22 protein-coding genes and 3 pseudogenes are annotated in these 26,312 nt (G+C 59.6%); 15 read left to right on the top strand and 10 right to left on the bottom strand.

The features are described from left to right. Position 1: 1 nt before the first annotated feature. The 5 genes from ACZK2V_RS08755 to ACZK2V_RS08735 form a co-directional block, all read right to left on the bottom strand. Complete coding sequence (locus ACZK2V_RS08755) at positions 2-1,129, bottom strand: ImmA/IrrE family metallo-endopeptidase (protein WP_486323125.1); 1,128 nt, start codon at positions 1,127-1,129, stop codon at positions 2-4. Then, complete coding sequence (locus ACZK2V_RS08750; protein ID WP_486323124.1) at positions 1,129-1,719, bottom strand: hypothetical protein; 591 nt, start codon at positions 1,717-1,719, stop codon at positions 1,129-1,131. The genes ACZK2V_RS08755 and ACZK2V_RS08750 overlap by 1 nt, the downstream gene beginning before the upstream one ends. Positions 1,720-1,957: 238 nt before the next feature. After that, positions 1,958-2,332: a hypothetical protein gene (locus ACZK2V_RS08745; RefSeq protein ID WP_486323123.1), complete on the bottom strand. Its 375-nt coding sequence runs from the start codon at positions 2,330-2,332 to the stop codon at positions 1,958-1,960. A 385-nt stretch (positions 2,333-2,717) separates the two neighbouring features. Further along, complete coding sequence (locus ACZK2V_RS08740) at positions 2,718-3,839, bottom strand: DUF4062 domain-containing protein (RefSeq protein WP_486323122.1); 1,122 nt, start codon at positions 3,837-3,839, stop codon at positions 2,718-2,720. A 129-nt stretch (positions 3,840-3,968) separates the two neighbouring features. After that, a complete protein-coding gene (locus ACZK2V_RS08735) occupies positions 3,969-4,358 on the bottom strand; it encodes an H-NS histone family protein (protein WP_481467987.1) in 390 nt (129 codons plus the stop codon). Positions 4,359-4,574: 216 nt separating this feature from the next. Between ACZK2V_RS08735 and ACZK2V_RS08730 the strand changes: the two genes are divergently transcribed. Next, positions 4,575-5,570, top strand: a complete 996-nt coding sequence (locus ACZK2V_RS08730; protein ID WP_486323121.1) for an ankyrin repeat domain-containing protein — start codon at positions 4,575-4,577, stop codon at positions 5,568-5,570. Positions 5,571-5,586: 16 nt separating this feature from the next. Here ACZK2V_RS08730 and ACZK2V_RS08725 read toward each other — a convergent pair. After that, positions 5,587-6,743 (bottom strand): IS3-like element ISStma5 family transposase gene (locus ACZK2V_RS08725; RefSeq protein ID WP_087944427.1). Its coding sequence is split into 2 segments (ribosomal slippage): positions 5,587-6,503 and positions 6,503-6,743, totalling 1,158 coding nucleotides; the frame shifts between segments, so codons are not numbered across the junction. 488 nt (positions 6,744-7,231) lie between these two features. Between ACZK2V_RS08725 and ACZK2V_RS08720 the strand changes: the two genes are divergently transcribed. From ACZK2V_RS08720 to ACZK2V_RS08705, 4 genes and pseudogenes are all read left to right on the top strand, one after another. After that, positions 7,232-8,629, top strand: a complete 1,398-nt coding sequence (locus ACZK2V_RS08720; RefSeq protein WP_486323120.1) for a site-specific integrase — start codon at positions 7,232-7,234, stop codon at positions 8,627-8,629. A 154-nt stretch (positions 8,630-8,783) separates the two neighbouring features. Beyond that, positions 8,784-8,900 (top strand): annotated as a pseudogene (locus ACZK2V_RS08715) (hypothetical protein); the annotation flags it as partial. A 159-nt stretch (positions 8,901-9,059) separates the two neighbouring features. After that, positions 9,060-9,611 (top strand): hypothetical protein, encoded by a 552-nt coding sequence (locus ACZK2V_RS08710; RefSeq protein WP_236509669.1) that lies wholly within the window; start codon positions 9,060-9,062, stop codon positions 9,609-9,611. A gap of 80 nt (positions 9,612-9,691) precedes the next feature. Further along, the gene (locus tag ACZK2V_RS08705) at positions 9,692-10,462 is read left to right on the top strand and encodes an NYN domain-containing protein (protein WP_236509671.1); all 771 of its coding nucleotides are present in this window, start codon (positions 9,692-9,694) and stop codon (positions 10,460-10,462) included. 149 nt (positions 10,463-10,611) lie between these two features. On the opposite strand, the gene ACZK2V_RS08700 is transcribed toward ACZK2V_RS08705, so the two are convergent. Continuing rightward, complete coding sequence (locus ACZK2V_RS08700) at positions 10,612-11,199, bottom strand: hypothetical protein (RefSeq protein ID WP_236509673.1); 588 nt, start codon at positions 11,197-11,199, stop codon at positions 10,612-10,614. Positions 11,200-11,968: 769 nt separating this feature from the next. Here ACZK2V_RS08700 and ACZK2V_RS08695 point away from each other — a divergent pair. The 4 genes from ACZK2V_RS08695 (at position 11,969) to ACZK2V_RS08680 (ending at position 17,550) form a co-directional block, all read left to right on the top strand. Next, positions 11,969-13,810 carry an ATP-dependent nuclease gene (locus tag ACZK2V_RS08695; protein ID WP_486323119.1) on the top strand — a complete coding sequence of 614 codons (1,842 nt, stop codon included), beginning with the start codon at positions 11,969-11,971 and terminating at the stop codon, positions 13,808-13,810. Next, positions 13,807-15,516 carry a UvrD-helicase domain-containing protein gene (locus tag ACZK2V_RS08690; RefSeq protein ID WP_486323118.1) on the top strand — a complete coding sequence of 570 codons (1,710 nt, stop codon included), beginning with the start codon at positions 13,807-13,809 and terminating at the stop codon, positions 15,514-15,516. The genes ACZK2V_RS08695 and ACZK2V_RS08690 overlap by 4 nt, the downstream gene beginning before the upstream one ends. A 530-nt stretch (positions 15,517-16,046) precedes the next feature. Next, positions 16,047-16,664 carry a hypothetical protein gene (locus ACZK2V_RS08685; protein WP_486323117.1) on the top strand — a complete coding sequence of 206 codons (618 nt, stop codon included), beginning with the start codon at positions 16,047-16,049 and terminating at the stop codon, positions 16,662-16,664. Then, the gene (locus tag ACZK2V_RS08680) at positions 16,561-17,550 is read left to right on the top strand and encodes a S8 family serine peptidase (RefSeq protein WP_486323316.1); all 990 of its coding nucleotides are present in this window, start codon (positions 16,561-16,563) and stop codon (positions 17,548-17,550) included. The genes ACZK2V_RS08685 and ACZK2V_RS08680 overlap by 104 nt, the downstream gene beginning before the upstream one ends. Positions 17,551-17,598: 48 nt before the next feature. On the opposite strand, the gene ACZK2V_RS08675 is transcribed toward ACZK2V_RS08680, so the two are convergent. Beyond that, positions 17,599-19,032, bottom strand: a complete 1,434-nt coding sequence (locus ACZK2V_RS08675) for an MFS transporter (RefSeq protein WP_486323116.1) — start codon at positions 19,030-19,032, stop codon at positions 17,599-17,601. A gap of 108 nt (positions 19,033-19,140) precedes the next feature. Here ACZK2V_RS08675 and soxR point away from each other — a divergent pair, with 108 nt between their 5' ends. Next, complete coding sequence (gene soxR, locus ACZK2V_RS08670) at positions 19,141-19,611, top strand: redox-sensitive transcriptional activator SoxR (protein ID WP_154352304.1); 471 nt, start codon at positions 19,141-19,143, stop codon at positions 19,609-19,611. Between the two features lie 91 nt (positions 19,612-19,702). Beyond that, on the top strand, positions 19,703-20,188 hold the full coding sequence (locus tag ACZK2V_RS08665) for a hypothetical protein (protein WP_049400322.1): 486 nt from the start codon (positions 19,703-19,705) through the stop codon (positions 20,186-20,188). A 14-nt stretch (positions 20,189-20,202) separates the two neighbouring features. On the opposite strand, the gene ACZK2V_RS08660 is transcribed toward ACZK2V_RS08665, so the two are convergent. Beyond that, entirely contained in the window at positions 20,203-20,667 is a 465-nt protein-coding gene (locus ACZK2V_RS08660) for a methyltransferase family protein (protein WP_486323115.1), read from the bottom strand. Positions 20,668-20,820: 153 nt separating this feature from the next. On the opposite strand from ACZK2V_RS08660, the pseudogene ACZK2V_RS08655 reads away from it, so the two are divergent. Then, a pseudogene (locus ACZK2V_RS08655) lies at positions 20,821-22,839 on the top strand (esterase/lipase family protein). A 74-nt stretch (positions 22,840-22,913) separates the two neighbouring features. Here the strand turns inward: ACZK2V_RS08655 and ACZK2V_RS08650 are convergent. Beyond that, complete coding sequence (locus ACZK2V_RS08650) at positions 22,914-23,606, bottom strand: alpha/beta hydrolase (protein ID WP_125895148.1); 693 nt, start codon at positions 23,604-23,606, stop codon at positions 22,914-22,916. A gap of 79 nt (positions 23,607-23,685) precedes the next feature. On the opposite strand from ACZK2V_RS08650, the gene ACZK2V_RS08645 reads away from it, so the two are divergent. The 3 genes and pseudogenes from ACZK2V_RS08645 (at position 23,686) to ACZK2V_RS08635 (ending at position 26,287) form a co-directional block, all read left to right on the top strand. After that, positions 23,686-24,636, top strand: a complete 951-nt coding sequence (locus tag ACZK2V_RS08645; RefSeq protein ID WP_486323315.1) for a helix-turn-helix domain-containing protein — start codon at positions 23,686-23,688, stop codon at positions 24,634-24,636. A 70-nt stretch (positions 24,637-24,706) separates the two neighbouring features. After that, complete coding sequence (gene hchA / locus ACZK2V_RS08640; RefSeq protein WP_423163439.1) at positions 24,707-25,579, top strand: glyoxalase III HchA; 873 nt, start codon at positions 24,707-24,709, stop codon at positions 25,577-25,579. A 5-nt stretch (positions 25,580-25,584) separates the two neighbouring features. Further along, positions 25,585-26,287, top strand: a pseudogene (locus ACZK2V_RS08635) (PA1136 family autoinducer-binding transcriptional regulator). The last annotated feature ends 25 nt before the right edge of the window (positions 26,288-26,312 follow it).

The following is a 26,312-nucleotide window of genomic DNA, read 5'->3' as shown; positions in this document are numbered from 1 at the left end:
GCTACTTCGAGTTAGCGGCGAACAGATAGGAGATGGGGACGTTCAAAAGCTCAGCGGCTTTACCGGCAGAGAGCTCCTCACGTTCTACAAGCTTCGCAGCAGACTCAAGTAGCCTGGGCGAAGTTGAAATCTGTATTTCCTCTCGCTCTCGAAGCCCCAGCTCTCTCGCCCTCTTTTCAGGATTTCCATGCTCGTCTGAGATCTTCTGATACAGCGCCCTAGCGCCTCTTGGCTCCAGCAACCCCAAGCCTTCGCAACGGCGCGCGGCAACCTCGAAGCTCACCCCGAAGAAGATTGCAGCAGTCAGTATCTCCACGTCCCCGAGCGGCCCCTTTGCTCGGTAGTGAGTGCGAACGGCATCAAGCACCTTCAAGAACCCTTTCCGGGGCATTAACAAAGAAGCGGCGAAGGCATCGGCAAAACGCTCTTCATTCCGATGCTCAAGCGAGCCAACCGTCTCTCTGTCTCCGCCTACCTCTTCGTCCAATCTTGCGAAGTCGATCTTTAGCAAGTCGTGGCGTGCTACGAGGTGTCCCACTTCATGAGCAAGAGTGAACAGCATCCGTGCCTTGAAGGTTCGAGGAGCAAGCAGGATCAGGGCGTGGCCTTCGACAATCGCCGAAACACCCTCGACCTTAGGATCCCTCCCATAGCAGACAAAGACCCCCAACTCCTCCAAGGTAGTTCCAAGACTAAGAAAAGGAACTTGGTCATCCAGCTGTGCGAACGCCCGTCTAAAAATGGCAGCAAAGTTCTCTGCGTTTTCGAGATCGGGAGCCAGGCCTCTGAACAGCTCCAGCCAATTGAGATTGGAAGGCAGAAGTCTTACTACTGAGAGTATGTCGTTTAGCTGATCACCAATGATGCTCAGAGATGAAGACATGCCCCTTGCACGCTGATCAATGGTCTGCCTCAGCAAGAGCTTGGAAGTGCTCTGATCCTCAGTTGATTCCGGCCGCCCAATCGAGCTCAGCGGAACACGGATTGCCTTTGATATTTTTCTTATTTCCGACAGCGATGCCTCATCACCCGAGACGATCTCGCTAACACGGGAAACGGGCAGGTTCGCCCGTCGGGCCACATCACTGACCGTGAGACTGCGATCTGCGATGTGCTGCGCAATATCCATTACTTCCTGGCTTCCCTCTTCAAGGCCTGGAGCTCTTCTCTCAGACGAATAGCTTGCTCTTCAGTCAACTTTCTCATGCGCCCGATCACTTGTTGGATTCGCGTAGAGCCTGGACGATCAAACAGACTAGCGAGGATGTCTACTGATCGCTCCCTGCCAAGCTGGATCTCCCGAGGCGTCTGAAGGATGACAGAGGTCCGACCAACCAGATAGTTCTGGATTCGCCTCTCAAACTTGTCGTGATGGTCTTCGGGGTGATGTCGTCCGTCTGCAGTCACAATGATGTTGCCTAGCCTCTGGCCGGACTCATCAAATCTGAGCCGGTTCTCAGGGAACTGATCGAACGCTGCGATCTGACTGGAAAGCTTGTCCTGGACCTCAAGCCCTCCAATCACATACTGCTGAACGTTCTTCCCCATACTGCCGCTTATCACGAAGATCTGATCGCCTAACTTCACCCTGCGGCGCAGGTCAGGCCGACAGGTTCCCATGGTCGATTTCGCTTTCTTGTCCAGTTGCAAGATCGGGTCTACTAGCGCTTTACCCATACCAGGGTCAGAACCAGGGGAAACGAATATATAACTCGACACGCCACACCTCCAATCCATGTGAAGACGAAGCCCAGAACCAGACCCGCCGTGGCGGACTGTTTTGCGATTTGTACCGCATGCCGAGCCACCTTACTAGTGCCCCTCCCCACCCCCGCAGCAGAGAATTGGTAGCAACCCTCGAACTTAGAACCTACAAGCGATGAAAGGGGGCTGCTCTATCCACTACATATAGTTCAGAGGCGCAGATAAGGAAAGATTAAGCATGGGGCGCGGCGGCTCATACCGTCGGATGCTCGTCGTTGGGGTCAGGGATCTGCTTAATGGTAAACCATACTTTTCGCACATGTTTGTAAACTTGATAGAGAATTGCCATTCCCCCGAGGGCCATATACAAAGCCTCGTCACCCTGGACTTGCTTGCCATATGTGCCCATTGCAAGCTTGTAGAAAATCTTTGAAACAATCCCAAAACTGGCGCCATCCACAACCAACAAGAGCACGGTCCCAGTAGCCAGCGTTACCCCATTCCGATTGGATATACAAACCATCACCAAGGACAGGAGCGCGCCCGCCAAGACAGGATAAAGCATCGCCATGCATGCAACCCCGATAATTTTCGAGAATGAACCGATGCGCCGATCAATTAGCGCCATTTAAAATTTTCATAAACCGAAATATTTTGCAAAATTAAATATTATTGCAAAAAAACCGACGACCGATAAGATCGCATGGAGGATCGCATCCTCTTTCGATGCAAGCGTGCTCCTATCGCGACCGCCCCCCACTTCGGTCTTACTATTTTTACGCCAGAATGACTCAGATTTAGCCCGCAGATTCATAACACCCCTTTTTCCTCAGTTAAAGCACTAGGAGGGGCAATGTCAAGCGCTGGCACGCCGCCACCTTGCTGCACAAACAGCCAGAACCATAACCGAAGCTGGAATGCTGCCTGGCTTGAGCTCACTGACGGCCTTCTCCGTAAACACTTGCGCTGCTATGACCATTGAGCCTATTCCTTCGTAGTTAGATCTAGCCTGATCAGTCTTGATTCCAGCGCCGCCTCAGCAAAACAACGAAGTCTTCGACCACACGGCGCGCATCCATCGACAGCACTTGCCTGACTTGGTGAGCGGGAGCCAGGAACACTGGTTCCTCATGCTCACCCTGTCGCCATGGGAACTGTCCCGAATTGGGGCTCGCATCATGCTCCGCCCTCGTGCGCCACGCACCGCCGCCATCCCCACTGAGCCTAACGGCTGGCACGATGTGGGTGATTCTCTCAGTCGGATCGATCCGCGAGAGCAGCCATGCCGCATATCCAACTGCGCTGGCCAGTTTGCTAGCTACGTCCTCTTCCAATACCACGGGGATCCCCATCCCGCGCGCGGGAGGCGGCACGGGAAGACTGATCAACAGATCACCGTTTGGCCAAAGGCGCACCGATGCCCCAGACCTGTGGCCGTCATCCTGATCCACAACGAGCGCCTCACCCTCCAACCGGGATCGGCTACCGGCCGCTCGATCAAAAATCAGGTGAGGACCAAAGAGTGCGCTCTGCTGCATCTCCGCAATCAGGGAAGGAGCCTCCATCTCTGCGGGTCGAAGGATGGCTGAGACGGGACCGCTGGCTATTGCCAGCTGAAGGGTATTCGCCCCATACCCCCGCTCAAGCGCAGGAAGGAGCCTAGTCGCCCTAGCCTTCAACTCTTCAGGATTCAGTGGCGCTACGGCATGCGCCAGCTCGTGCCGATGAATGGCGCGGGTCGCCTTGTCTTCCAGGTCTTCTGGGGAGGCAAATTCTTGGCGAAAAAGCCCACCCTCCCACCCTCCAACTTCATTGATCAAAGCAACTTGGCTGTCTTCTGGCTCAGCACCTGCCTGCAGGAAGACAAGTATCGGCTTCCGGTTTCGCGCTTCCAGAATTTCTTCGTGAGTGGCCGAAACCCCGCCCGCCTGAGGGACACCGTAGCGAGATCCCAAGACCAGGATCACAAGATCGGACTCTCGCACTCCGCCAAAGCAAGCGACCTGGGGTGAGCTTGGCCTAGCGCCGAAGTCCTCCGCCATGATGGGAGCGTGCCCCAGCCTCTCGACGGCACGCTTCACGGCGGCTCGTTCGGCTTCCATCCCGGAAATCAACGAACTAATGAAAACCTTCATCTCGACACCCCAGATACGACGGTTGAGCGCCAGCGTTAAGCCGGACCAAGAGCCAAGGCCCCATTAGACGATCAGGCGGTCTCCCAAGATGAGACAGCAGGGGCACAAGGCTGCCCCTGCTTGGATGAATCATCCAGGGAAAGCCGGGAACTTTTCGGCGGGGTGAGCCGCCTTCCAAGTCGTGTAAGCGGAAGTCCCTTCCCAGGCAGCGAACGCACGAGGAGTTCTGCCTCGGCCGCTCCAGGTTTCGCCCGTGTGTGGGAGCCAATACTTGGGCGCGACTTCCTTCTTCACACCTCCCGCCTTCTTGGGCACATCCGCCGCCAGCATGCTGACGATCTCGGCGCGCTGCTTCGCAGAGAAGCTCTTACCGTATTGCGAAACGAGGTTGGCAACCTCCGCGAAGGCATCAGCGGCTTGTTCCTGGAGAAGCTGAACTTCCTGCTCCTCAAGCTTGCGCAGCTCTTCAGCAAGCTTGGCTTTAGCGGAGGCAATGGAATCGAGTGACGGCTTGGTCATTCTTAAAAAACCCGAGATAAGTGCGATGAGATGAAACAATGGCCTATGGCGATATTAGGAAACGCCAGTAGCACCATGCCCTATACGCTATCGCCTCCCGCAGCCGGGCACAAGCCAGTTGCCCCCCCTCTTTTCACAGAGCAGAAGCGAAGAGGGACAACATCTCCGTTTGACAAGCTAGCGCCCAGCCTTAGCCTTTGCGGCGGAGCGTATGAATTGAAAACATTGAACGAGCTAAGCACAGCGGTACAAACAGGCGACATCTCAATGGTTCTGTCACTAATTGAGATGTCAAACATACCATCAGAGTTCGCCTGGGAAGCAGTTTCCTATGCCATCTCATCGGAACGCGGACACGTTATAGACTCGCTCCTTCCCAAGCTAGTTCCAAGGAAGACACCCTACCCTTTGGCTTTCGCTGCCAAGAGAGGCATGGCTTCAGTCGTGAAAAAGCTCATACCCCTATCCGATCCGGCTCCCGCAGGCGAGCAATCTCTAGTGCTCGCTAATGCCGCGAGAAGCGGCAGCGTTGAAACTGTGTTAGCTCTGTTACCGGTGACCGATCCACTGGCCGACGACTCAAAGGCGCTAGAGGAGGCCGCAAAGGCAGGGCATGTTGAGGTTGTCCGCCTTCTTATTCCTGTCAGCGATCCTAAGGCACGCGAAAGCAGCGCACTGAGCGCAGCAGCGCGGGGCGGCCATGCGCGGATAGTCAAGCTGCTGCTACCGGTATCCTCATCCATCATCTGTGCGACTCAAGTCTTCCCGGCCGTGGCGGCACTTGGGCATATACCCGTTCTAAAGGTCCTCCTAAAAGCGAGGCTGCCAGATGCAGGCGACACCTACACCCTTGGCTTGGATCTAGCCGCCAGGAACGGGCATGCATCAGTAGTTGACCTGCTTATCCCAGCAATCGAGCGCGCGGGACGGCCCAGGGGATGTGGTTCGAACGCGATATGTGAAGCAGCCAAAGCGGGACACACTGACGTGGTCAAGCGGCTGATCTCGTTCGTCTCGCGGGCTGATTGCGCTGCTGCAATGGCGGTCGCATTTACCGAAGGAAAGGACGCCGTTCTTGTCGCGCTTCTTCCACATGCTGACGCAATGGAGGCGGAGTCCCACATCTACGGCGTGGAAAGCAAAGCAGCCTTTAGGCGAGAGCTAGATCGGATAGCAGCTGAAGTGCAGTGCAGTGCAGTGCAGTGCACTTGATATGACTACCCGGGTTCTACCCCGAAATCACGGACGGTTGTAAAAGGGCTGAGAACTTCTGGTCTTGCCTGGCGACCCTTCGTCGCATCCTCGGGTTGTGGAACCGCTCGATGTATTCGAACACATCCGCCCTCGCGGCATCGAGCGTTGGGTAGGTCATGCGGTAGACCCGCTCGCGCTTGAGCAGGCCGAAGAAGCCTTCGCACGCGGCGTTGTCACCGCAGTGGCCCACCGCGCTCATCGAGCACACCAAGCCGTTGGCCGCCAGGTAACGCTGGTAGTCGCCGCTTCGGAACTGGCTGCCACGGTCGGAGTGCAGGATCAGTGGATGGCTGCCTTGGCGCTGCCAGACCGCCATCTGCACGGCCCTGATCACCATCTGACGATCCTGACGATGATGCATTGACCACCCCACCACCCGCTGGTCAAACAGGTCCAGCACGATGCACAGATACAGCTTGCCTTGCCGGGTCTTGAGCTCGGTGATGTCGGTGACCCACCTGGTCTCCGGCTCCAACGCGGTGAAGTCCCGCTCCAGCAGGTTGCGCACACCCGGCGGCGTCAGCGCCGGCTTGCCGCGCTGGCCTCGCCGCTTCGGTCGCGGCCAACCCTGCAGGCCATCGGTCGCCATCAGACGCGCCACCCGGTTCAGGCTCGCCGTCTCGCCTTCCTCGGCAAGGTCTTCATGCATCCGGCCGGCGCCCAATGTGCCCCGGCTGTCCTCATGCAACTCACGGATCCGGCCGAGCAAGCGCTGGTTGTCGCGCTCCCGGGCACTGGGCAAGCGCTTACTCCAGTCGTAGTAACCGCTGGCCGAGACCCGCAGGCAACGACACATCAGTCGCACTGGAAACTCATCGCGGCAACGTTCGATCACCTGATACCTCAGGATGATCCCTTGGCAAAGAACGTCGCCGCTTCTCGCAAAAAATCCCGCTCCTTCTTCACCCGGGCCAGCTCGCGCTTGAGCCGCGCCAGTTCCTCGTCCCGGGGCGTCCCGGTGCCACCGAAGGCCACCTGGCCCCGGCTCTGGGCCTCCCGCTTCCAGCGGGTCAGCAATGCATCCCGGATCCCCAGCTCCCGGGCCACCTGGGCACAGCTGACGCCCGGCTGGCTGGCCTGCTCAACCGCACCGCGCTTGAACTCGGTGCTGAACTTCCTTCGCTTCGACATGAACACTCCTCATGGCCTTGATCGGCCTTCTCGTAAGTGTCCGTGAAAACGGGGGTGAACCCCCCCCAGGGCAATCAGTAAAGAAATTAAGAGAAGCCAGAGACTCTGATCCCCAATCCCAGAGAGGAAGGGGCGATTAGCATTTCCTCGAAGAGGATCCAAGCCTGGCAACAGGAATGATCTGGAAGATATTTTTGAGAGCACAATCACAATTTCGAAATGCCTATTCTGTAAGAAAGCACGCTTAGGCGTAAGCATTCTCAAAATCGTACAGTACAGAAATGACTGCAAGATAGAAGCGGTCACCAAAGGCAAACCCTTGCGCCACAGCGCTTGGCAACGCACACCCCACTAATCTCCTCTAAAAGTTTTCGCGCTAATTCCAACGTTCCGGCGAATGCCTAAGCAACGCGGCAACCCTCTAGATCTCGTTTGACGAATCATCGCTAGGCCTTAGCACTGCTCCCATCATCTACGGAGACAGCGCAATGCCAAAAACAGTAAAGAACTTCCTTCAAGACTTCCCTTTCAATCCCGACGCCGATGACACGCTGCAACTTAAGGGCATCAGGATCGGGTGCTTCCGGATTGATGAACTGGTCATCACCGGACGCGAAGCGGCCATCCATGCGCAAGAGATCCTCAACGCGGCTATGGAGCGCTCTCGACGCTCTCGCATCAATGCCGCAGGCACGCGCTACCTTGAGCCCCTATCCGCAGGCCACCCCGCCCGGCTTCTTTCCGTAGAGATCAAGGACTATCTGGGAGATAGAGAGCGCCGCTGCCTCGCACAAGAGACCATCGACTCCACAGCCCGAACCCTGCGGCTTCTCCAGATGACCTGCGGCGACATCCCAGTCTCGCGCATTGACCACCCTCACATCTACCGACTCTGGGATCTCATGCGCTGGTCACCCCCAGGCCTCTTCTCTGACCCCGCCTATCGAGGGATCAGCTATGACGAAGCCATTGCCTGCGGCAAGGAGCTAGATGTTCCTCAGCTTGCCCCTGCAACGCTCGAACGTCATCGACGCTTCCTGGTCTCCTTCTTCAATCAGCTGGTCAAGACGAAAGCCATTGAAGCGTCCCCCATGGCCGCGTTCGCGGAGATCAAGAAAGACCTGGTCACCGATCCCAACAAGCCTGAGCGCCTCTTTGATGAGGAAGACCTAAGGCGTATCTTCGACCCAAAGACCTTCATTCCTTGGGCAAGCAAGTATCCCCACCGATGGTGGCTTCCTATGATCGGTCTGTATACGGGCGCACGCATCAACGAGGTCGCTCAGCTGAAGGTGGCCGACATCGTCCAGGAGAGCGATGTCTGGTGTATCCGCATCCAGAAGACCGTAGACCCTGACCTAGCGCACCGGACCCGGCTCAGGAGTCGGCAAAGCCTAAAGGGCAAGGCATCTATCCGCACCATCCCTATCCCCAAGCCGCTGCTTGACGCAGGCTTCCTGGACTTCATGGATGACATCAGGGACTGTGGCCACCCTCGCCTCTTCCCACACCTATCCGCTGGCGTGAACCGTAAGACCGGTGAGACCAATGCTCGCTACAGCCTGGCTGCGCTTAGCCAGTTCAGCCGCTACATGAAGGACCTCGGCTTCCCCAGAGGCGTCGGGTTCCATGCCTTCAGACACACCATCGCCACAGAGCTCCACCATCAGAACGTCCCTGACGAAGATATTGCTCTGATAACGGGCCACTCCGTCAGCAAGCGCGTGCCGGTGCTTCACGAGGCCTACTTCCACAAGAAGCCCGTCGTAATGCGGAGGAAGCAGATAGAGACCTTGGAGAAATACAGGCCTGCCGTGGTGCTTCCAGTCTATGCCAAGGGGCAATTCAAGCGATGCTTGAAGGACAAAAAGAGGTTCTATCCTTAAGCATCGAAGCAGAATCAGCCCAGCCGGGAGGTAGTCCAGCCTCCACGCTGACTAGCCTTGCTACATGGGATACATTCGAGGCCTGTGGGCAAGGCTAGGACGCCGCCGAACCATGCCCCTGACATTTCTGGTCCCAGAAGGAGCTGGTAGCTAAATGGATTCAACTCGATTGCGGGCACCTGTTACCCATCGTTTCAAGCCAGTCGGCGCCTGCATCTATTGTGGTGCTACACAAGGGCGCTTGACCGAAGAGCACATCGTGCCGAAAGGCCTTGGTGGAACTCTCGTACTGCCAGATTCAAGTTGCGATCCGTGTGCAAAGCTTACGTCCCAGTTAGAAATGAGAGTGCTTCGCGGATTTTTGGATCGCGGCCGACAATCTTTGGGAATAAAGGGTCGAAAATCTCATCGACGGCCCGCCACGGAATCGATGAAACAGACCTTCATACGCGCCGACAATTCCTTGGTTGAGCACGATGTCCCTTGGGATCAAAGCGTCAAAGTCATGCACCTCCCCGTCCTTCCTCTGCCCGGTTTCCTCGACCCAAAATTTCCGCCCGATCCTTCTGCAGAGGGCATAGAGGTTTCCGCCATGGATACGCTGACCATGGGACTTGGCGAGGGGGAGACAGTTCGCGAGCATACCTCTGTCGGCATCCAGTTTCAGGACAGGATGGACATCTGGTCATTCGTCCAGATGCTGGCCAAGATTGCACACGGCTACCAGGTCGCGGTGCACGGCGCTTTTCCTATTGAGCAAAGCCCACTGGTGCCCATCATTCTTGGCAAGCGATGGGATGCGCGAAACTGGATTGGTTGCACAGAGCAGGATCCGCTTCCATCTGATCGTCAGTGCTTGCACCTTCTCCAAGACGTTCCATTGACGGGCGGTGATGGCTCCAGCGCTTCGATGATCCGCATCAAGCTGTTCGCCGACTATCCGAGCCCGACCTACGCTTTAGCGGCCAGACTTCAAGCCTGAAACGAGAGCGTTGCCTTCCGACCAATAGGCGCTGCGCCTGGACTTCGAACTAGACCAGCGTAAAGACATAGGACACCTTCATGGCTCAACCGCAGGATTCGACCGTCGCAGTAATGATTGACTGCGACAACGTTGCTCCCGAGATCGTGGATTTCGCGCTACTCATGGCCGCACAGGCCGGGCGCGTAACGCTTCGGAGGGGCTATGGCAATCGCACTACCTTAGGCAACTCTTGGCAAGAGGCCCTGGTTCGCCAGGCATTCACCCCATGCCTTCAGTTCCAATACGCAGCGAAGAAGAACACCTCCGATATCGCCCTGGCTCTAGATGCACTGGAGGCGCTATTCGATCAGCGCGCAGACATCTTCTGCTTGGTGACCAGCGACTCCGACTTCGCCTACCTCTGCAGGAAGCTCCGAGAGCGCGGCGCCACCGTTTTGATCGTCGGCGAAGCAAAGACCCCCGACGCTTTGCGCAATGCCTGTGATCAGTTCTTCGAGTGGTCCGCCCAAGAAGCCTCATCGCCAGAGCCGTCTGATCTTCAGGACCCGCCGCATCCTGCTGACCACAGTAACGAAGCCAAGACCACCGGCAGCGCACCGCTCCCGAAGCGTCGCCCTCGGTTCGTCATCGAGGCTGTCTCACTGCTTGCCGGTAGCACGCCAGAGGGCAAGGTAAGCCTCAACTCCTTAGGCTCATACCTGAAGCGAGCAGATTCCGGCTTCTCGCCTGGCATCTATGGACATTCCGGTCTTCTCAACATGGTGAAGACCTACGATCTCCTGTCACTCAAGCAGGAAGAGAATGGGCAGTGGTCGGTGAGCCTGGCACCTAAGCCAGAGACAGCCTGACGCAGATCATCATTGCCGTTTAGCGTATTGCACCCCAAAAGGCCCCGCCTCGGCGGGGCTCAGATCCCAGCAGTCGTCTGGAAAATCCACAGTTGTACATTCGACTGCCAAGAGCTTCACTCTGAATTAGGTCAACTGGCGACGAACAATCATATGAGCAGCTTCTCTATTCGAGAAATGACATTACTTTTCGGTGGCTTCACGCCAATCGGATGAACTTTTATATCACCGGTCTTTATATCGACCTCATACAATCTACTTTTCTTAGCGCCACCAAAATTCCAATGACTTCCGGGAGTTGCGCTGGGCTCCAAAAAATAGGTTACGGGCCCGATTGATCCGCGAGGAGTCCACACATCCAAGCAGGACAGCAAAATTGCGGGCAGGAACTCAGGGGTGATTCCTACAAGATCCCAAACGTTCTTTTGTTTAGCAACGTCACACGCTGTCTCAAGTTCAAGCCACCCCAAACCCTTCGCCAGACCACGCATCTCCATATAGACGCCCAACAAATTTTCTCGCGCATAGTCGCGCGAAGCGTGCGATGCTCCAGGACTCATCGGGGCATTTAACAAGTACGAAGTCGGAGGATTCGATAGAATCGTAGGGCAACTTGAATTCATCTGGTGGGAAAAATAGCAATCCACCTGTAGTGAGTGCTCACCTTTAACCAACAAATCTTCATTACAGATCAAACATCTCGGCGTGTTACCACGGTGACGAGCCAGCCAGTCCAAGATGCTAACCGCTCTACGCCCAGCGTCAGAAGAATCGTACGCATACTTGAGTCCCATACCCGTCCACACCAGCGACCTCAGGAATCATGATCTTCTCATTTCATGCAAAGAATTCCAATCATCATTTCGTAGTGGCTGTGTATCTCAGTATTAACCGGTCCAGCGACCACGGGTATCCCGCCCTCTCGGTGTCAACCCGGGCCTTTCGCGTCCATCCGGGCAATGACCTGACACGCCTTGAGCTGCGCAGCGAAAACAACATTGTTACCAAATCAGGGCGCCGAACTCCGAAACCCTTCTCCGCCCACACCCGCACGCCGTGTGCAGATTGATTACCCTTGCCGCAGGCTTTTCCGATCATAGCTGCAAACGAACTTGCGAATGCCAAATCAGCAGCAGTTGTACGCCACCAACGCCATACATCTTGTCTAGACCTGAATTCCAATGGCAGGGGCTCCGAGCCATCATCGTCAGCAAAACCGATCCTCCAAACTATGTCCTGAATCTCCTCGTCGTAAGGTGCTGCGCGTTCGACCTTAAGACCAAGGCCCAAGAGATAGTTGATAAGCACGGCGTCAGCGGAATGGCATTTGGAGGTCATGTTGAAAATCTAGCCGCAAAATCAAGGGCGTCAAGCAGTCAACGGAAGCCGAGAGTTCAGCCGTAACACAAGGTAATTCTAGGGCCAAGCCCTTGATAGCGCAGGGGTTGGCGCTCCTCACCACTTATGCATTAAGCTGCTGCCATCACGGAATGAGGCGGGCCACCCATGCGCGTTCGACGCTTAGAGCTTCGTAATTTTCGCGGAATCTCCGAAGGCCGGGTTGATTTCAACGGCCACACCCTACTAGTCGGGGGCAACAATGTTGGCAAATCAACTGTCTGCGAAGCACTAGACCTCGTCATGGGGCCGGAGCGCCTGTTTCGTCGGCCAATAATCGATGAGCATGACTTCTTCCAAGGCCGCTATCTGGACGAAGGAGGTGCGTCGATTGATATTAGGATCGAAGTTATACTCCTCGATCTCTCAGAAGAGGCCTTGCGGCGTTTCGGCGGGCATCTTCGACGGTGGAATGACGAGGACAAGTCATTTATCGATGAAGGCGGCGCGGCGCTTAACGACGCTGATGCTCCCAATGTCGTGTGGGCATTGCCATTAGTTTTCATGGGTCGCTACGACAGAAGCGATGATGACTTCGTCGGGAACACGTTCTTTCTCCACCCAGAGCCAGAGCCCACCGAAGACCCTGATGAAGAACCTGAACTGGGCGCCGGCCTCACGCGCTTCACACGGGAGCATAAACGGCTTTGCGGCTTCGTTTTTCTGCGAACAATCCGTACCGGATCTCGTGCCTTAAGTCTTCAGAGAGGTTCGCTTCTGGACATCGTCCTTAAGTTGAGCGGTGATGGGGCGCCGCAGATGTGGCAGGACACATTGACTAGACTCCAAGCATTAGACCCAGCCGTTGGAGACATTGAGCAGTTACGAGAGATTCGGGACAAAATTCGCTCCCGGATGGGCAGATTTGTGAACCTGCCGCCGGGAGACGAAGCAACCGCATTCTTCGCTTCTGACCTGACAAGAGAGCACCTAAGAGAAGTAGTGCGACTCTTTGTGGCAACTGAGCCTGGCTCTCACCTCGTCCCATTCAATCGCCTTGGCACCGGATCGGTCAACCTGCTTGTGTTCGCGCTGCTCACCTTCATCGCAGAACTAAAGGATCGGCACTCCGTCATCTTTGCAATGGAAGAGCCCGAAATTGCGCTTCCCCCTCATACTCAAAGGCGAGTCACACGCTTCGTGCTATCTGAGATGGGACAGACCATTGTCACATCTCACTCTCCCTATGTGATTGAGCGATTTGAGCCAGCTCAAATCGTCATGCTGAGCCGCAATGGCGATGGCAGCCTATCTGGGCAGCCTGTCGATGCGGATGACCTTAAGCCTAAAACCTATCGGACGAATAGTCGGCAGTTCGCCGAAGCTATTCTCAGTCGTGCCGTCTTGGTGGTAGAGGGATCAACAGAAGCATCGTTGCTTCCCGTTGCGTCTCAGATCATGGAACAGACGCTTGGGGCTGACGCGTATTCACACCTCGATTTAGACGGGGTCAGCATCTTCAATGCTGATGGAGATGGGGCGGTACCGCGATTCGGCCCAGTGTTCGCTTCGTTAGGAAAGCTCTCATTCGGTTTCTTTGATAAGCCGAACAACCCACTCACCAATGATGCGAAGACCAAGCTGGAGAGTTATTCTACTTTCTGGGAAGCGCCAGAAAAAGGGATTGAGAATGTTCTCCTAGCGGAATCTCCTATCGAGGTGGTAAAGCGCTTCATGGCCCAAGCGTCGCAGCGAGAGGATTTCCCGGATATTGCCCCCTACAATCCAGAGGCCTCGCAGGCCGATATTCTTGAACTAGCGCGAAAGGTTCTGAAGGCAAGAAAGGGCGAAGCTTTTGGCTATGCCGCCATGCTGATTGCCCAATGCGAGCACGCAGATGAGTTGCCTCAGACGGTCCGGGGCATACTTCAGTCGATTCATGATTCACTCAAGGGCATCCCCGAGGTGGGAGAGCCCCCAGCACAACTCGCTCCAGGTGAAGATGCTTGATTCGCATTGATCTATGTGAGAAGAGAATGGGCATCCTTGCCCAAGACGGCCATTTGCTCGTGGAGGGTGGCCCTGGCTCTGGAAAGACGACCATTGCGCTGCTCAAAGCTAAAGCGCGCACGAAAACGCTTCGACCCGGCCAACGAATTCTCTTCCTTAGCTTTTCTCGCGCTGCCATCCGCCAAGTCCTTCTACGGTGTAGAGAACTCCTCACCTCTGAGGAACGGTCCTTCATTGAGGTTCAGACCTACCACGCATTCTGCATGTGGGTTCTGCGCTCCCACGGACGTCTTCTGCATGGGCATCCACTGCATTGGCTGTATCCGAGGGAAGAGCGCCTCAGAAAGTCGAATTTTGAGGGCAATTGGTTAGAGGAAAGCCATCGCCTCGCACAAGATGAGGGTATCTACAGCTTTGACCTATTCGCAAGCGGAGCAGCGAGCTTACTGGAAGGATCTCAAGCTGTCCGCGAACTCATATCAGATCGATATCCGATGATAGTGGTGGATGAGTTCCAAGATACGGACGAAGATCAATGGCGATTAGTCCAACAGTTTAGTCACGCCAGTGACATTTTTTGCTTGGCTGACCCGGATCAGCGAATATTTGACTACCGCGCAAATGTGGACCCTAGACGTGTGAAATTGCTGATCGAACGATTGGCACCAACTATATTCGACTTGGGCGGGGACAATCATCGCAGCCCCAATTCCGGGATCCTAGGGTTTGCTGACGCGATTCTCCACAATCGGGCTCCGCTACCTCAAAGTCGAGACGTAAAGTTACATCACTACCGGCCTAACACATTTCAAACCTCCGTGCATGCTGCGGTGATGTGGACATTTAGCGAGCTCCGAAGACGTGATGTGGTTAGCCCAACTGTCGCAGTACTGGCTCGAAGCAACGCGTTGGTCGCCGAGTTGTCGGAGATTATTTCTCATCCTCACACCTATAATGGGCAAGAGCTCTCACCACTGACTCACAGTGTGGTCTGGGATGCGGAATTGTCCGCGGCTGCTGCGCTTGTAGTAGCCTCAATTCTGGAATGGCCATGCTCACCTGACGCTAGCGGCTTGAATCGCACACTAATGGCGGTTTCGAACTATTACAAATTGAAGCATGCAGAAGAGCAGACGCAGACTTCTTGGAGAAAAGCAGGGCAGTTTGCCGAGGCCGCTGCCAAGGTTACGCAAGGCCAATCGCCCAGAATCCTGGCGGGGCGGCAGTTGGAACAGAGCTATAGAGGCCCGTTGATTTTGAAGGGGGACCCAGTCGGAGATTGGAAGCTCGCACGCGCGGTTATCAGCGGCATTGATGCACTTTCTGACATTTCAAGGGATGTTCGGCTTATTCCATTGTTCCGAGCATCCGCCACTCTTGGAGGTAGCTTGGCGGAGCGCTGGCTCAATCAGGGAAGTTACCTGGGCGTATCACGGCTTGTACGGCGCGCACTCGATCAAGACAAACTTTCCGCAGCGGAGCGGGACCCGCAGGGGTGCATGCTAATGAATATTCATAAAGCCAAAGGCAAGGAATTTGATGGGGTCGTGTTGGTCGAAGGCGCCTTCAAGGGCGCATTTCTGGATGAACGGACGGAACAAGAGCCATTCGAGCGAAGCCGACGGCTCCTGCGTGTAGGCATAACACGCGCCAGAAGTCTTGTGACCTTGGTGCGCCCCCATCAATCTCGGCCGCTGGTTGACTAGGCTACCAGCGTTGGTGGAGATGGCAAAAGACGCTGACCTAGCAGTCGTTACAGCGTGCAATTGAACTAGATGCACGATAGTCTTCAGTATCGTTTGCGGTATCTCGCCACGGCTCTTTCAGGTCTCCTTTACCTTTTAATATCAGTTGGTTGCATTGGGTTTGAGACCTCTCCGCCCACCTCCACCAACGAACGGTTCGTCAAGGACCGGAGAAGCCCGGAAATTCCACCAGCGTGGGTTTCCGGGCTTTTTTATTGGCTGCTCTACGCCGCTGCGAAGTTCGACGCCCCGGCGCAATCGCGGTCCGATGCCGTCAAGCAATGTCGGCAATCGCCATCTTCTCTCGCTTTCGACATCACTAAACCACTTCAGAAATTTCCCCCCCTCTCCTTGGGGGGGATGTGTCCGCGAAGCCGTTCGTCCTTGGTCGCCATCAAAAGGAGACCACGGGACACCTGCACCCTTCACATCCAAGCCGAGCCCGAAGGGCACGGCCTGTTCGACACATCTTCCACAAAGGAACTGTATCCATGCGTACGTCGCTTCGGGTTTCCCTTGCCAGTGCCATCACCCTGGTCCTGGCCAGCGCCCCCGCCTTCGCCCAACCCACCGAACGGGTATGGACGCGAGGCATGGCCAGCAACGAGCAGTACAGCAGTTTCATCGTCAAGTACCGGGACGGCAGCAGCAAGCGCGTCTCCGCCACCACCGCGCAGGATGCGCTGAAGAAGCGCCTCGGCGTCCAGCAGCGCAGCAAGCGTTCGATCGGCAACGCACCGCCAGCAGCCGCGTCCGTAACCCATCAACGCCGCATGGGCGGCGGGGCCGACGTGGTCACCACGGACAAGCCACTGGACCTCCCGGAAGCGCAGATCCTGATGCAGCGCATCGCCGACGATCCGGACGTCGAGTATGTGCAGCCGAACTACATGATGAGCGCATTCGCCACACCGAACGACCCACGCTACGGCGAGCAGTGGCACTACAGCAATCCGACCAGTGGCGCGCCTGCCCGGCGCGTGGGATCGCTCCACTGGCCAGGGCGTGGTGGTGGCTGTGGTCGATTCGGGCTACCTCAACAACAACGACCTGCAGGCCAACCTGCTGCCGGGCTACGACATGATCTCGTCGACCCGTCCGTTCAGTGATTGGCAGTGCATCATCGGCGGAATGAATCCCGGCTGTGGCGGATCCGACGATGGCGATGGACGCGACGCCGATGCCTTCGATGCCTCGGGCATCGCACACGGCACCCACGTCGCCGGAACGGTCGCTGCGGTGACCAACAACCAGATCGGAGTGGCCGGCGTGGCCTACAACGCGAAGGTCGTGCCGGTGCGCGTACTCGGCAACCAGGGCAATGGCGGTTCCGCCGACATCATCGACGGCATGCTCTGGAGTGCCGGCATCAACGTGCCCAACGTCCCGGCCAATGCGAACCCGGCCGAAGTCGTCAATCTCAGCCTGGGCGGCCGCCGTGCCTGCTCGCCGGCCGAGCAGGATGCAATCGACGACATCACCGCGCAGGGCACGATCGTGGTGGTCGCCGCCGGCAACAGCAATCTGGATGTGTCCGAGTTCGCCCCGGCGAACTGCAAGGGCGTGATCGCGGTGGCTGCCAACGATCAGGGCGGGCGACGCGCGTTCTACTCCAACTATGGCGCAGGCATCCATATCGCCGCACCCGGTGGTGAAACCTGGTCCTGCCGCGCGTCCGTCGGCGAGTTCCTGCCGCTGGCCACGCCGCCTAGCCAGGCCAACTGCGCCCCGACCCGTCAGCATCCGGCGCAGGGCATCCTGTCCACGGTGGGTAACAACGCCTTCGACTTCATGTCCGGCACTTCGATGGCGGCGCCTCACGTCGCTGGCATCGTCGCGCTGATGCAAGCGGTGGCGCCGGTGCCAAAGACCACCGACCAGGTCAAGGACATCCTGCGTCGCACTGCGCACCCGATCGCTGCAGCGAACTGCCCGGGTGGCTGCGGGCCAGGCATCATTGACGCGGCCGAAGCCGTGAAGGCAGCCAGCAACTGATGGCATGGCGCAGCGGCCCGGCAAGGTCGCTGCGCCCTCTTCCGTTGCTCAGTTCACGTCCGCCGGCAAGCGGCATCGCTTCACCAGCAGCATGCCCAGCATCGGCGCCAGCGCGAAGGTGGCAAACAGCCACCGGGCCGCATGGGCGGTTCCCTCGGCTCCACCCGGATCGATCAATCCCGCGGCATTGGCGACCATCCCGGCAAGCGCAGCCCCGGCCGCGGTGGCAAACAGCTGGACGGTGGTGATCGACGCACCGGCGCGCTCCTGTTCCTCCGGCGGTGCAGAGGTCAGAACGCGTGTCAGCAGGTGGGGCCAAGCCAGGCCCACGCCAATCCCGATGACGGCCAGCGCCACGCAGATCGGCATCATCTGCAACCACGTACCGCTGCCGGCAGCCGGCACCCACAGCACCAGCCCGATCATGCCCAGCCATCCCAGCGCCGGGCCGATCATCAACGCCCGGTCAACGCCGCGCCCGCTGAAGCCGGAGCCGACCAACGACCCGAGCGTCCAACCGGCCGCCATCAACGCCGCGAGATAGCCCGCAGCAAGCGGTGATTGCTGATGCAGCACCTGCAGGAACAGTGGCACGAAGACCTCGCCGCTGGTGATCATCACCACCAGCAGCGACATCAGCCCATACAACGCGGCCAGCCGCGAGTGGAGCCGGAGAGCGCCGGAAGGAAGCAGCGTCTGCTTCGCTCGGGACTCGATCCTCACCAGCACCACTGCGAGGAACACGGCCATCACGATGCCAACGAAATTGTTGACTGCGCTCGAGGATGTACTGCCAAGGGAGACGCTGATGACGGCCAGGGTCAGCAGCAGGATCTGCAGCCACGGGACCGAAGACCTGGCCGCAGCTGAAGACGATGCCTCCCTCTGCGGAAGGACGTTCGACGCCAGCAGCGCGAACAACACGGCAACCGCGGTGACCGACCAGAATGCGGCCCGCCATACGCCCCATTCGGCGAAGACGCCGCCCACCGCAGGTCCGATCAACGTCGCCACGCCCCACATCCCCGAAACCAGGGCCATCGCGCGGGGCCAGAGCGGCTCTTCGAACGCGAGCCGGATCATGGCGTAGGCCAGTGCGAACAGGAAGCCGCCGCCGACACCCTGCACCAGCCGCCCCACCAGCATCATCGGCATCGAGGTCGCGAGCGCGCAGATCACGGCACCGGCTGCGAAGATGAGCGTCGCCAGTGCATAGCTTCCACGAGGCCCGGCACGTTCAAGCAGCTTGATCGACAATGCCGACCCCAGGATGGACGCGACCACGAAGAGCGTGGTGTTCCATGCGTAGAGATCCAGGCCACCGATGTCCTCCACCACGGTTGGCAACATGGTGGTGGCGATGTAGACGTTGACCGCATGCAGTGCGACCCCGCCCGCCAGGGCAAGTGAGCGCACTGCATTGCGGCCGGACAGGAGATCGCCCCAGCGGGTGCCGGGGACGGCGATGCCTTGCTGTTCCATTTTCGTTCAAACCTATGATTCATGACCTGCAGCCCAGGGTTCACATGCAGGAAAAAGGGAACTGCCTTATAAAACCTCATGTATTGATGAGGTCAAGGAACCCCGGCCATGAAGATCGATGTCAGCGTTCCGCTTTCCGTGGGCGAAGTCGCGCGTCGCAGCGGGGTCAGCATTGCCACCGTCCACTTCTATGAAGCCAAGGGACTGATTCATGGTTGGCGCAACAACGGCAACCAGCGCCGCTACCGCCGCGACGTGCTGCGGCGCATTGCCGTGATCAAGGTCGCACAGCGGGCGGGCGTTCCCTTGGCCACGATCAAGATGGCGCTGGATGATCTTCCAGCCGAACGGGCGCCCAGTTCGAAGGACTGGGCAAGGCTGTCCAGCAACTGGCGCGACATGCTGAACGAGCGCATCCGCAGCCTGGTCCAGCTGCGCGACCAGCTCGACGGATGCATCGGCTGTGGTTGCCTGTCACTGAAGGACTGTCCGTTGCGAAACCCTGGCGACCAGTTGTCACAACGCGGCGACGGCGCCGTCTTGCTTGAATCGGACGACGGCAGCCGGAATGGGGCATGATCCATTGCTGCACGCGGCACTGACTGAAACATCGCAAAATGAAGCGGCATCCTCCCCGCGTTGCTGCCCACTACCTACAGAAGGACCTGCGATGAGAACCGTGATCATCACCTCTGCCCTGCTCCTGGCTGCTTTTGCCGCGACCCCGGCTGCGCACGCGGCTGCACCCGCCATCGCGCCGCCCGGCACCGCAACACTCGAAGCCCTGCTGGCCTGCAAGGCAGGCTCCACCTTCAGCGAAGCCGAGGCCATCGATGCCCTGCAGGCAGCCGGCCTGGCCAGGAAGCCTGGTGGCACGTTCGAGCCGGAAACCACGCCGGTCGCCCTGTTCGGCGGTACCGTCACCCATGCCGACGTGAATGTCGCCGAGGGCGAGAAGAGCATCTTCGTCTACTTGAACGGTGTCGACCCCAAGCGCCTGGCCAAGACCTGGTCGGTGACCACGGTCAACGAATACGCCAACACCGAAGCACCGTCCTACGTGAAGCGCATCGACAAGCACCACACCCTGCACGTGATTGCCGGTGATGATTACGAAGGCTATTCCGCTGCCGTGAAGTGCCAGATCACACCGTGACGGCCTGACCCGCGCTAGAGCCAGCGCCGTACGCGCTGGCGGAAGGCTGCGTATGCCTCCGGAAAGCGGGCCGACAGTGCCCGCTCTTCCGGCATGATCTGCCATCGGCTGATGTACAGCACGAACAGCGGCACGGCCAGTAGTGCGGTCAGATTCTGCAGGTACAGCATGGCACCTGCCAGGACAGTGGCCTGGCCCACCAGGTACATCGGGTTGCGCGTGTAGCGGTACACGCCGTGCGTGACCAGCACGCTCGACGTCGCTGGCCGCAGGGGGTTGACCGTGGTGCCCACGCGCCGGAAGGCCAGCTTCGGCAGCAGGTTCAATAACACGCCGAAGGCCATCACCAAACCCGCAAGCAACTCCGGCACGGGTAGCTGCAGCGCCCCGCCCGGCTGCCATCGGCTGCCCATGTAGCCGATGGCGGCGCACAACAGCATCACAAGAGGCGGAGGAACACGGGTCTCAAGCCATCGCATCGCAGCCCCGCATTCATCCTGTTCACCCCAGTGTCACACGGGAATGCCTGAATCGCCCGGTTGGCGGCATTTCCGCGCTCCAAACCGACCGCCCGGTATCTTCCGCTTTGACATGCCGACCGCTAGAGTGGCGCCACCGCGCAGGAGGATCGTATGGCAACCACGGGCTTGGGCTTCATCGGCCGCACGACCCTCATCATCACCGTGCTGCTCACCCTGGGCGGCTGCGCGACGTTGCGCCAGTTCGGGCCGTCGGTGCAGGTGGCCTCGGTCACCCCCGGCCAGTACATCGCCCTGAAACGCGGCGACATCCTGACCACCGGCAAGCTCAGTTCGGCCACCATGGAGACGCTGCGCGTCGCCGGCCTCGACGAAGGCGTCTGCGCCAAGCCAGGCCTGCCCTGCATCGAGGCCATGGAAGGCAGCATCGTGGTGCGCGAGGAGGACAAGCGCTCAAGCCTGGCCGAGCTGTGGCTGCAGTATGCGATGACCTTGCCCGCGCCCAAGCGGGAGTACTCCACGTCAGGCCGCGCCAAGAGCGCGATCACCGAACTGGATGCGGACTTCCAGCCGCGCCTGGACGCGTGGATGCAGGTCGCGCGCCAGGCCTATGCCTATCTGTTCTTCACCGAGCGCACTGCCAACCAGCGCGGCTTCGAAGATCGCCAGACCCAGGTGCGCGACTACTACAACCTGGCCGTGCAGGAAGCCTCGGTACAGCTGTACGACGCCTATGCCACGGGCCGCGTGCACGGCCAGGCCAGCCACTTCCAGCTGGGCCGCTGGACCTTCGTGCTGGCCCCTTCAGGCGAAGCATCACCGCTGGATACGCGTACCCCTACCGAACTGGTACCGGCGGCCTCGCTGTCGTTCACTGGCACGCTGCGCAGCGTGCATCGCCGCGATGGCTTCGGTGCCGAACTGGTGGCGGTGATGAACGATCCGGCTGGCAGCACGGCCACCCCGCCTTCGGCAGCGACGCCCGCCGCGCAGGCAAGCACCTCGGCCGCGCAGAGCTGGAGCGAGATGCCCTCCCCTTCGATGACGGTGCTGCTGCGCTTCTCCGGAAAGAACCTGTGGGAAGTGCTGCACGACGACGAGCCGGAACTGGAGATCCACGATCCCTACCAGGTCACCGAAGTCACCCTGCATGGGCAGCAGGTGCCATTGGCCGCGAACTTCACCGCAGGCTACGCACTGTGGCTGGCGCGCTCAATTTCAGCCACCAATCGCTGCGTTCGCTGTTCGGTGGCAAGGGCGGCATCGACACGCCGCATCTATACATGATGCAGCCCTACGACCCGAACCGCCGCGTGCTGCTGATGATCCATGGCCTGGCCAGCAGCCCGGAAGCCTGGGTCAACGTCGCCAACGAGCTGATGCGCGACGACGAGATCCGCCAGGACTTCCAGGTCTGGCAGTTCTACTACCCGACCAACATGCCCATCGCGATGAGCCACGATGCGATGCGCCACACGCTGGATGAGGTGTTCAAGCACTTCGACCCCAGCGGCAAGGCGCAGGCCTCTCATGACATGGTGCTGGTCGGGCACAGCATGGGTGGGGTGATCTCACGGCTGATGGTGTCTTCTTCCGGCGACCACCTGGTAGAGACCCTGCTGGCGACCGCACAGATGACGCCTGCGCAGCAGGAGCTGCTGCGCACCAAGGGCGCGCCGGTGCTGACCTTCCTGCCGGAACCGGAAGTATCGCGCGTGGTATTCATTGCCACGCCGCACCGCGGTACCGATGTGGCGAGCACCCGCCTCGGCCGCTGGATCGGCCGCCTGGTACGGCTGCCACTGACCGTCCTGGAGGACGTGGCCACCATCGCCAACGACGGCAAGATCGATCGCAACGACGGCAAGCACGGCTACCAGATGAACAGCATCCAGAACCTGGACAAGGACGATCCCTTCGTGCGCGCCGTGGCCGACCTGCCGATGGCACCGAAGGTGCGTTACCACTCGATCATCGCGCGCCAAGGCAGATGGTCCGCTGGAAAAGACCGACGACGGGCTGGTGCCCTACTGGAGCTCGCACCTTCCGCACGCGGATTCGGAGAAGGTGATCGTGTCCGGGCACAGCGTGCAGGAAGCCACGCCGGCCATCGTCGAACTGCGGCGGATCCTGCATGAAGACATGCAGGAGCACGACCGGCAGAACAAGTAACGCAAGCGTGGCGGCATCTCGGCAGCAGTGCTCTGGCGGGCCGGGACACCGCCACTGAGGCATGACCGGCGTACTCAGCCTTGTCCGTGGGCCGCAGCGTCGGTGATCAGTTCGGCCACCGCTACCGGCTGCGATGCCAACGAAGCATGACTGGCGTCCAGCGTAATGCTGGCACGTGGCTGCATGCGGGCCGCCATGCGCCGCTGGTTGTCAGGGTGGATCATGTGGTCAGCGCTGGAGACCTGGTACCAGCTCGGCTTGTGTCGCCACGCCGGGTCACTGACGGCATCACCGAACGTGCTCGCCATCGGCGCCTTCTGCGTGACCGCCATCACCCGCGCCTCGTCGGCCTGCAGGTCCTGGCAGAAACTCTCGTGAAATTTTCCGGGCTGCAGCCACAGATAGCCGTCGCTGTCCGGCGCCAGATTGGCCGCCGCCTGCGGCAGCTGTTGCTCGGTAATGCCACCGGGACTCTCACCCGCATCCGGCGCGAACGCGGCGATGAACACCAGGCCGGTCACGTTGGGTTCGTTTCCGGCTTCGGAGATCACCGCGCCACCATAGGAATGACCGACCAGCAGCACCGGCCCCGGGATCTGGCGGATCATGCGCCGGGTTCGCTCTGCGTCGTCGGCCAGCGACGTCAATGGCAGTTCCACGGCATGCAGGTCGTGGAAACCCCGGCGATCGAGCTCCAGGATCACCTTGGACCAATGCGCGGCGCCCCCCCAGAAACCATGAACCAGAACGATGCTTGGCTTGCTCATCTTGCAGAACTCCTCACTTGGATGGGATCGTTGCCCGACAGCCACCAGCGCTGCCTGAAGCCACCCGACCAGACTACGGATCGCCTCTGCCAGCGGCGATGCACGGACTCCTGAAAACCATGCCAAGGCTCCACACCACCGAATCGCTCCAGGCCGGATCCGATGCCTTGTTTGCGATCTTCCAGTCCTCGCGCATGCACGGCGGCGACATCACCCGCCACGTCGTGCAGCCCGATGGAACCCGCATCATTGCCGAGGGCGCGGCTGCTTCCATTTCATCGAACAGGGCACGGCACGTCTGCATGCGGATGCAGCGGTCGTGCCACTGCAGGCCGGCGAGCTGCTGTTGATGCCGCATGGCCGGACACATCGCATCGACTGTGCCGGCGAAGCTCTGCAGCCCGTCCATCTGACCACGGCATCCTTTGGATTTGACGGCCCAGGCAGCCAGTTGCTGCTTGATGCCCTGCCCGGCTGGCTGCATGTCCCCGGGGTGGACCGGATGCCAAACGGATTTCCCGCCAGCTCGGCCGATTGGGTGGCGGTTACCCTGGGCGCGATCCAGGTTGAAGCGGCCCGGCCCACCCTGGGCAGTGGGCTTATGCTGTCACGCCTGCTCGACCTGTTGTTTGTCTGGACGCTGCGCTACTGGCTGGGAACCTCCAGTCCACACAACTGCCAGCGTCTGCATGCGCTGGCCGACCCATTGATAGGGCGGGCACTGGCGTTGATGCAGGCACACCCCGCACAGGCATGGACGGTCGAGTCTCTGGCGGCAAGCCTGAATCAATCGCGCTCGAATTTCGCGCAGCGGTTCAGCCTGGCCACTGGCATGTCACCCATGCGCTATCTCGCTGGATCGCGGCTGCAACTGGCCGCAGAGCTGCTGCGCAGCGGAAACCGGCGGGTTTCTCAGATCGCCGGAGACGTCGGGTATCTCTCCGAACCGGCATTCAGTCGTGCTTTCCGCCGCGCCTTCGGTATGAGCCCGAATGCCTGGCGCCAACAGGTGGCAACGTCGCGCGAATGAGGGGAAAACCCTCATCGCCTGTACGCATCCGCCCTTCTATGCTGGCTCCACTACCCCACTGGAGGTCCGCATGAACACACAAGAGCCCAGCCGCCACCCCAGCCCCGATCCGGCCGAGCGCGACGCCTTCTTCCCGTCGCCGTACTCGCTGTCACAGTTCACATCGGCGAAGAGCGACCTGTCCGGCGCCGACTATCCCGACGCGCGCCGCGATGGCCGCTGGAAGGTGCTGATGATCGCTGCGGACGAACGCTATCTGCCCACCGCCAACGGCCACCTGTTCTCCACCGGCAACCATCCGGTGGAAACCCTGCTGCCGATGTACCACCTGGACAAGGCCGGCTTCGACATCGATGTGGCGACGCTGTCCGGCAACGCCGCCAAGTTCGAGTGGTGGGCATTCCCGCATGAGGACAAGGAGATCGGCGGACTGTACGACCGCTACGAAGCCCGCTTCCGCCAGCCACTGCCGTTGGAAGAGGTGGTGGCAGGCCTCGATGCCGCGTCGGACTATGCAGCCGTGTTCATTCCCGGTGGCCACGGCGCCCTCATCGGACTGCCGCAGAGTCGCGCGGTAAAGGCGGCTCTGCACTGGGCGATGGCCGAGCAACGTCACATCATCACCCTCTGCCACGGCCCGGCCGCATTGCTGGCCACAGGCGTTGACGAGGCCGACGGTGGTTCGCTGTTCCGCGGCTACCGCATCTGTGCCTTCCCCGATGCGATGGACCGGCAGACGCCGGAGATCGGCTACATGCCCGGGCAGCTGCCGTGGTTCTTCGGTGAGCGCCTGGCGCAGCAGGGCGTGCAGATCGTCAACGACGGCATCGATGGCAGCGTGCTGCAGGACCGCCTGTTGCTGACCGGCGACAGCCCGCTGGCCGGCAATGCGCTGGGCAAGCTGGCCGCGCGCACGCTGCTCGACGCATTGGCCGGGCGCTGACTGGCGTGAGCGATCTGGTGCAGGCGTTGCTGGAACTGGAACGCGCCCGCTCACTGAGTGCGGTGGGCGCGGTACTACGCGGCATCTCTGCACCGCTGGGCTACGACCGCGTGCTGGTGTTCGCCACCGGCACGGGGTTGGAACGCGGTACCCAGCGCGTGTACTGGATCGAGGGCGACTGGTTCGGCGACGGCAGCACTACCGACCTCGCGCGCTACCTGCACGCCTGTCCGGTCAATCGCCACGTTCTGGACAGTGACGCGCCGTTCTTCTGGAGCAAGCGCCAGGGCGTTCGCGGCGAACGCTATCAGGTGGTAAAGCAGCCACGTGGTGAAGGCCTGCACGGTCTGCAGGTGCCGGTGTTCGGCACCACAGGGCTGGAAGGCGCGATCAGTTTTGCCGGGACAGCGATCGATGCATCGGCCAGCGCGCGACTGCTGCTGGATGCTGCTGCAGCTGCAGCATTCCGTGCCGCACGCCGGCTTTCCGAGACGCCCACCGAGCTTTCCGGAAGTGCGTTGAGCACGCGCGAACGCGAGGTGCTGCGCTGGGTGGCCGCCGGCCGTCGCCAGGCGGAAATCGCGGCCACGCTGGGGCTTTCCGCCCGTACGGTGGAGAATCATCTGCGACGCGCGCCAGCGCCTGGGCGTGGCAACCACCGCGCAGGCGGTGCGTGCTGCCAGTCGGCGCGGCGAGATCGAGGACTGATCCGGGCAAGACACTTCCGGCGCTC

The sequence above is a fragment of the Stenotrophomonas sp. 93052_Sma genome (genome assembly GCF_056481145.1).
Note: the sequence above shows the minus strand (reverse complement) of the source record. Positions and strands in the feature narration are given on the sequence as shown.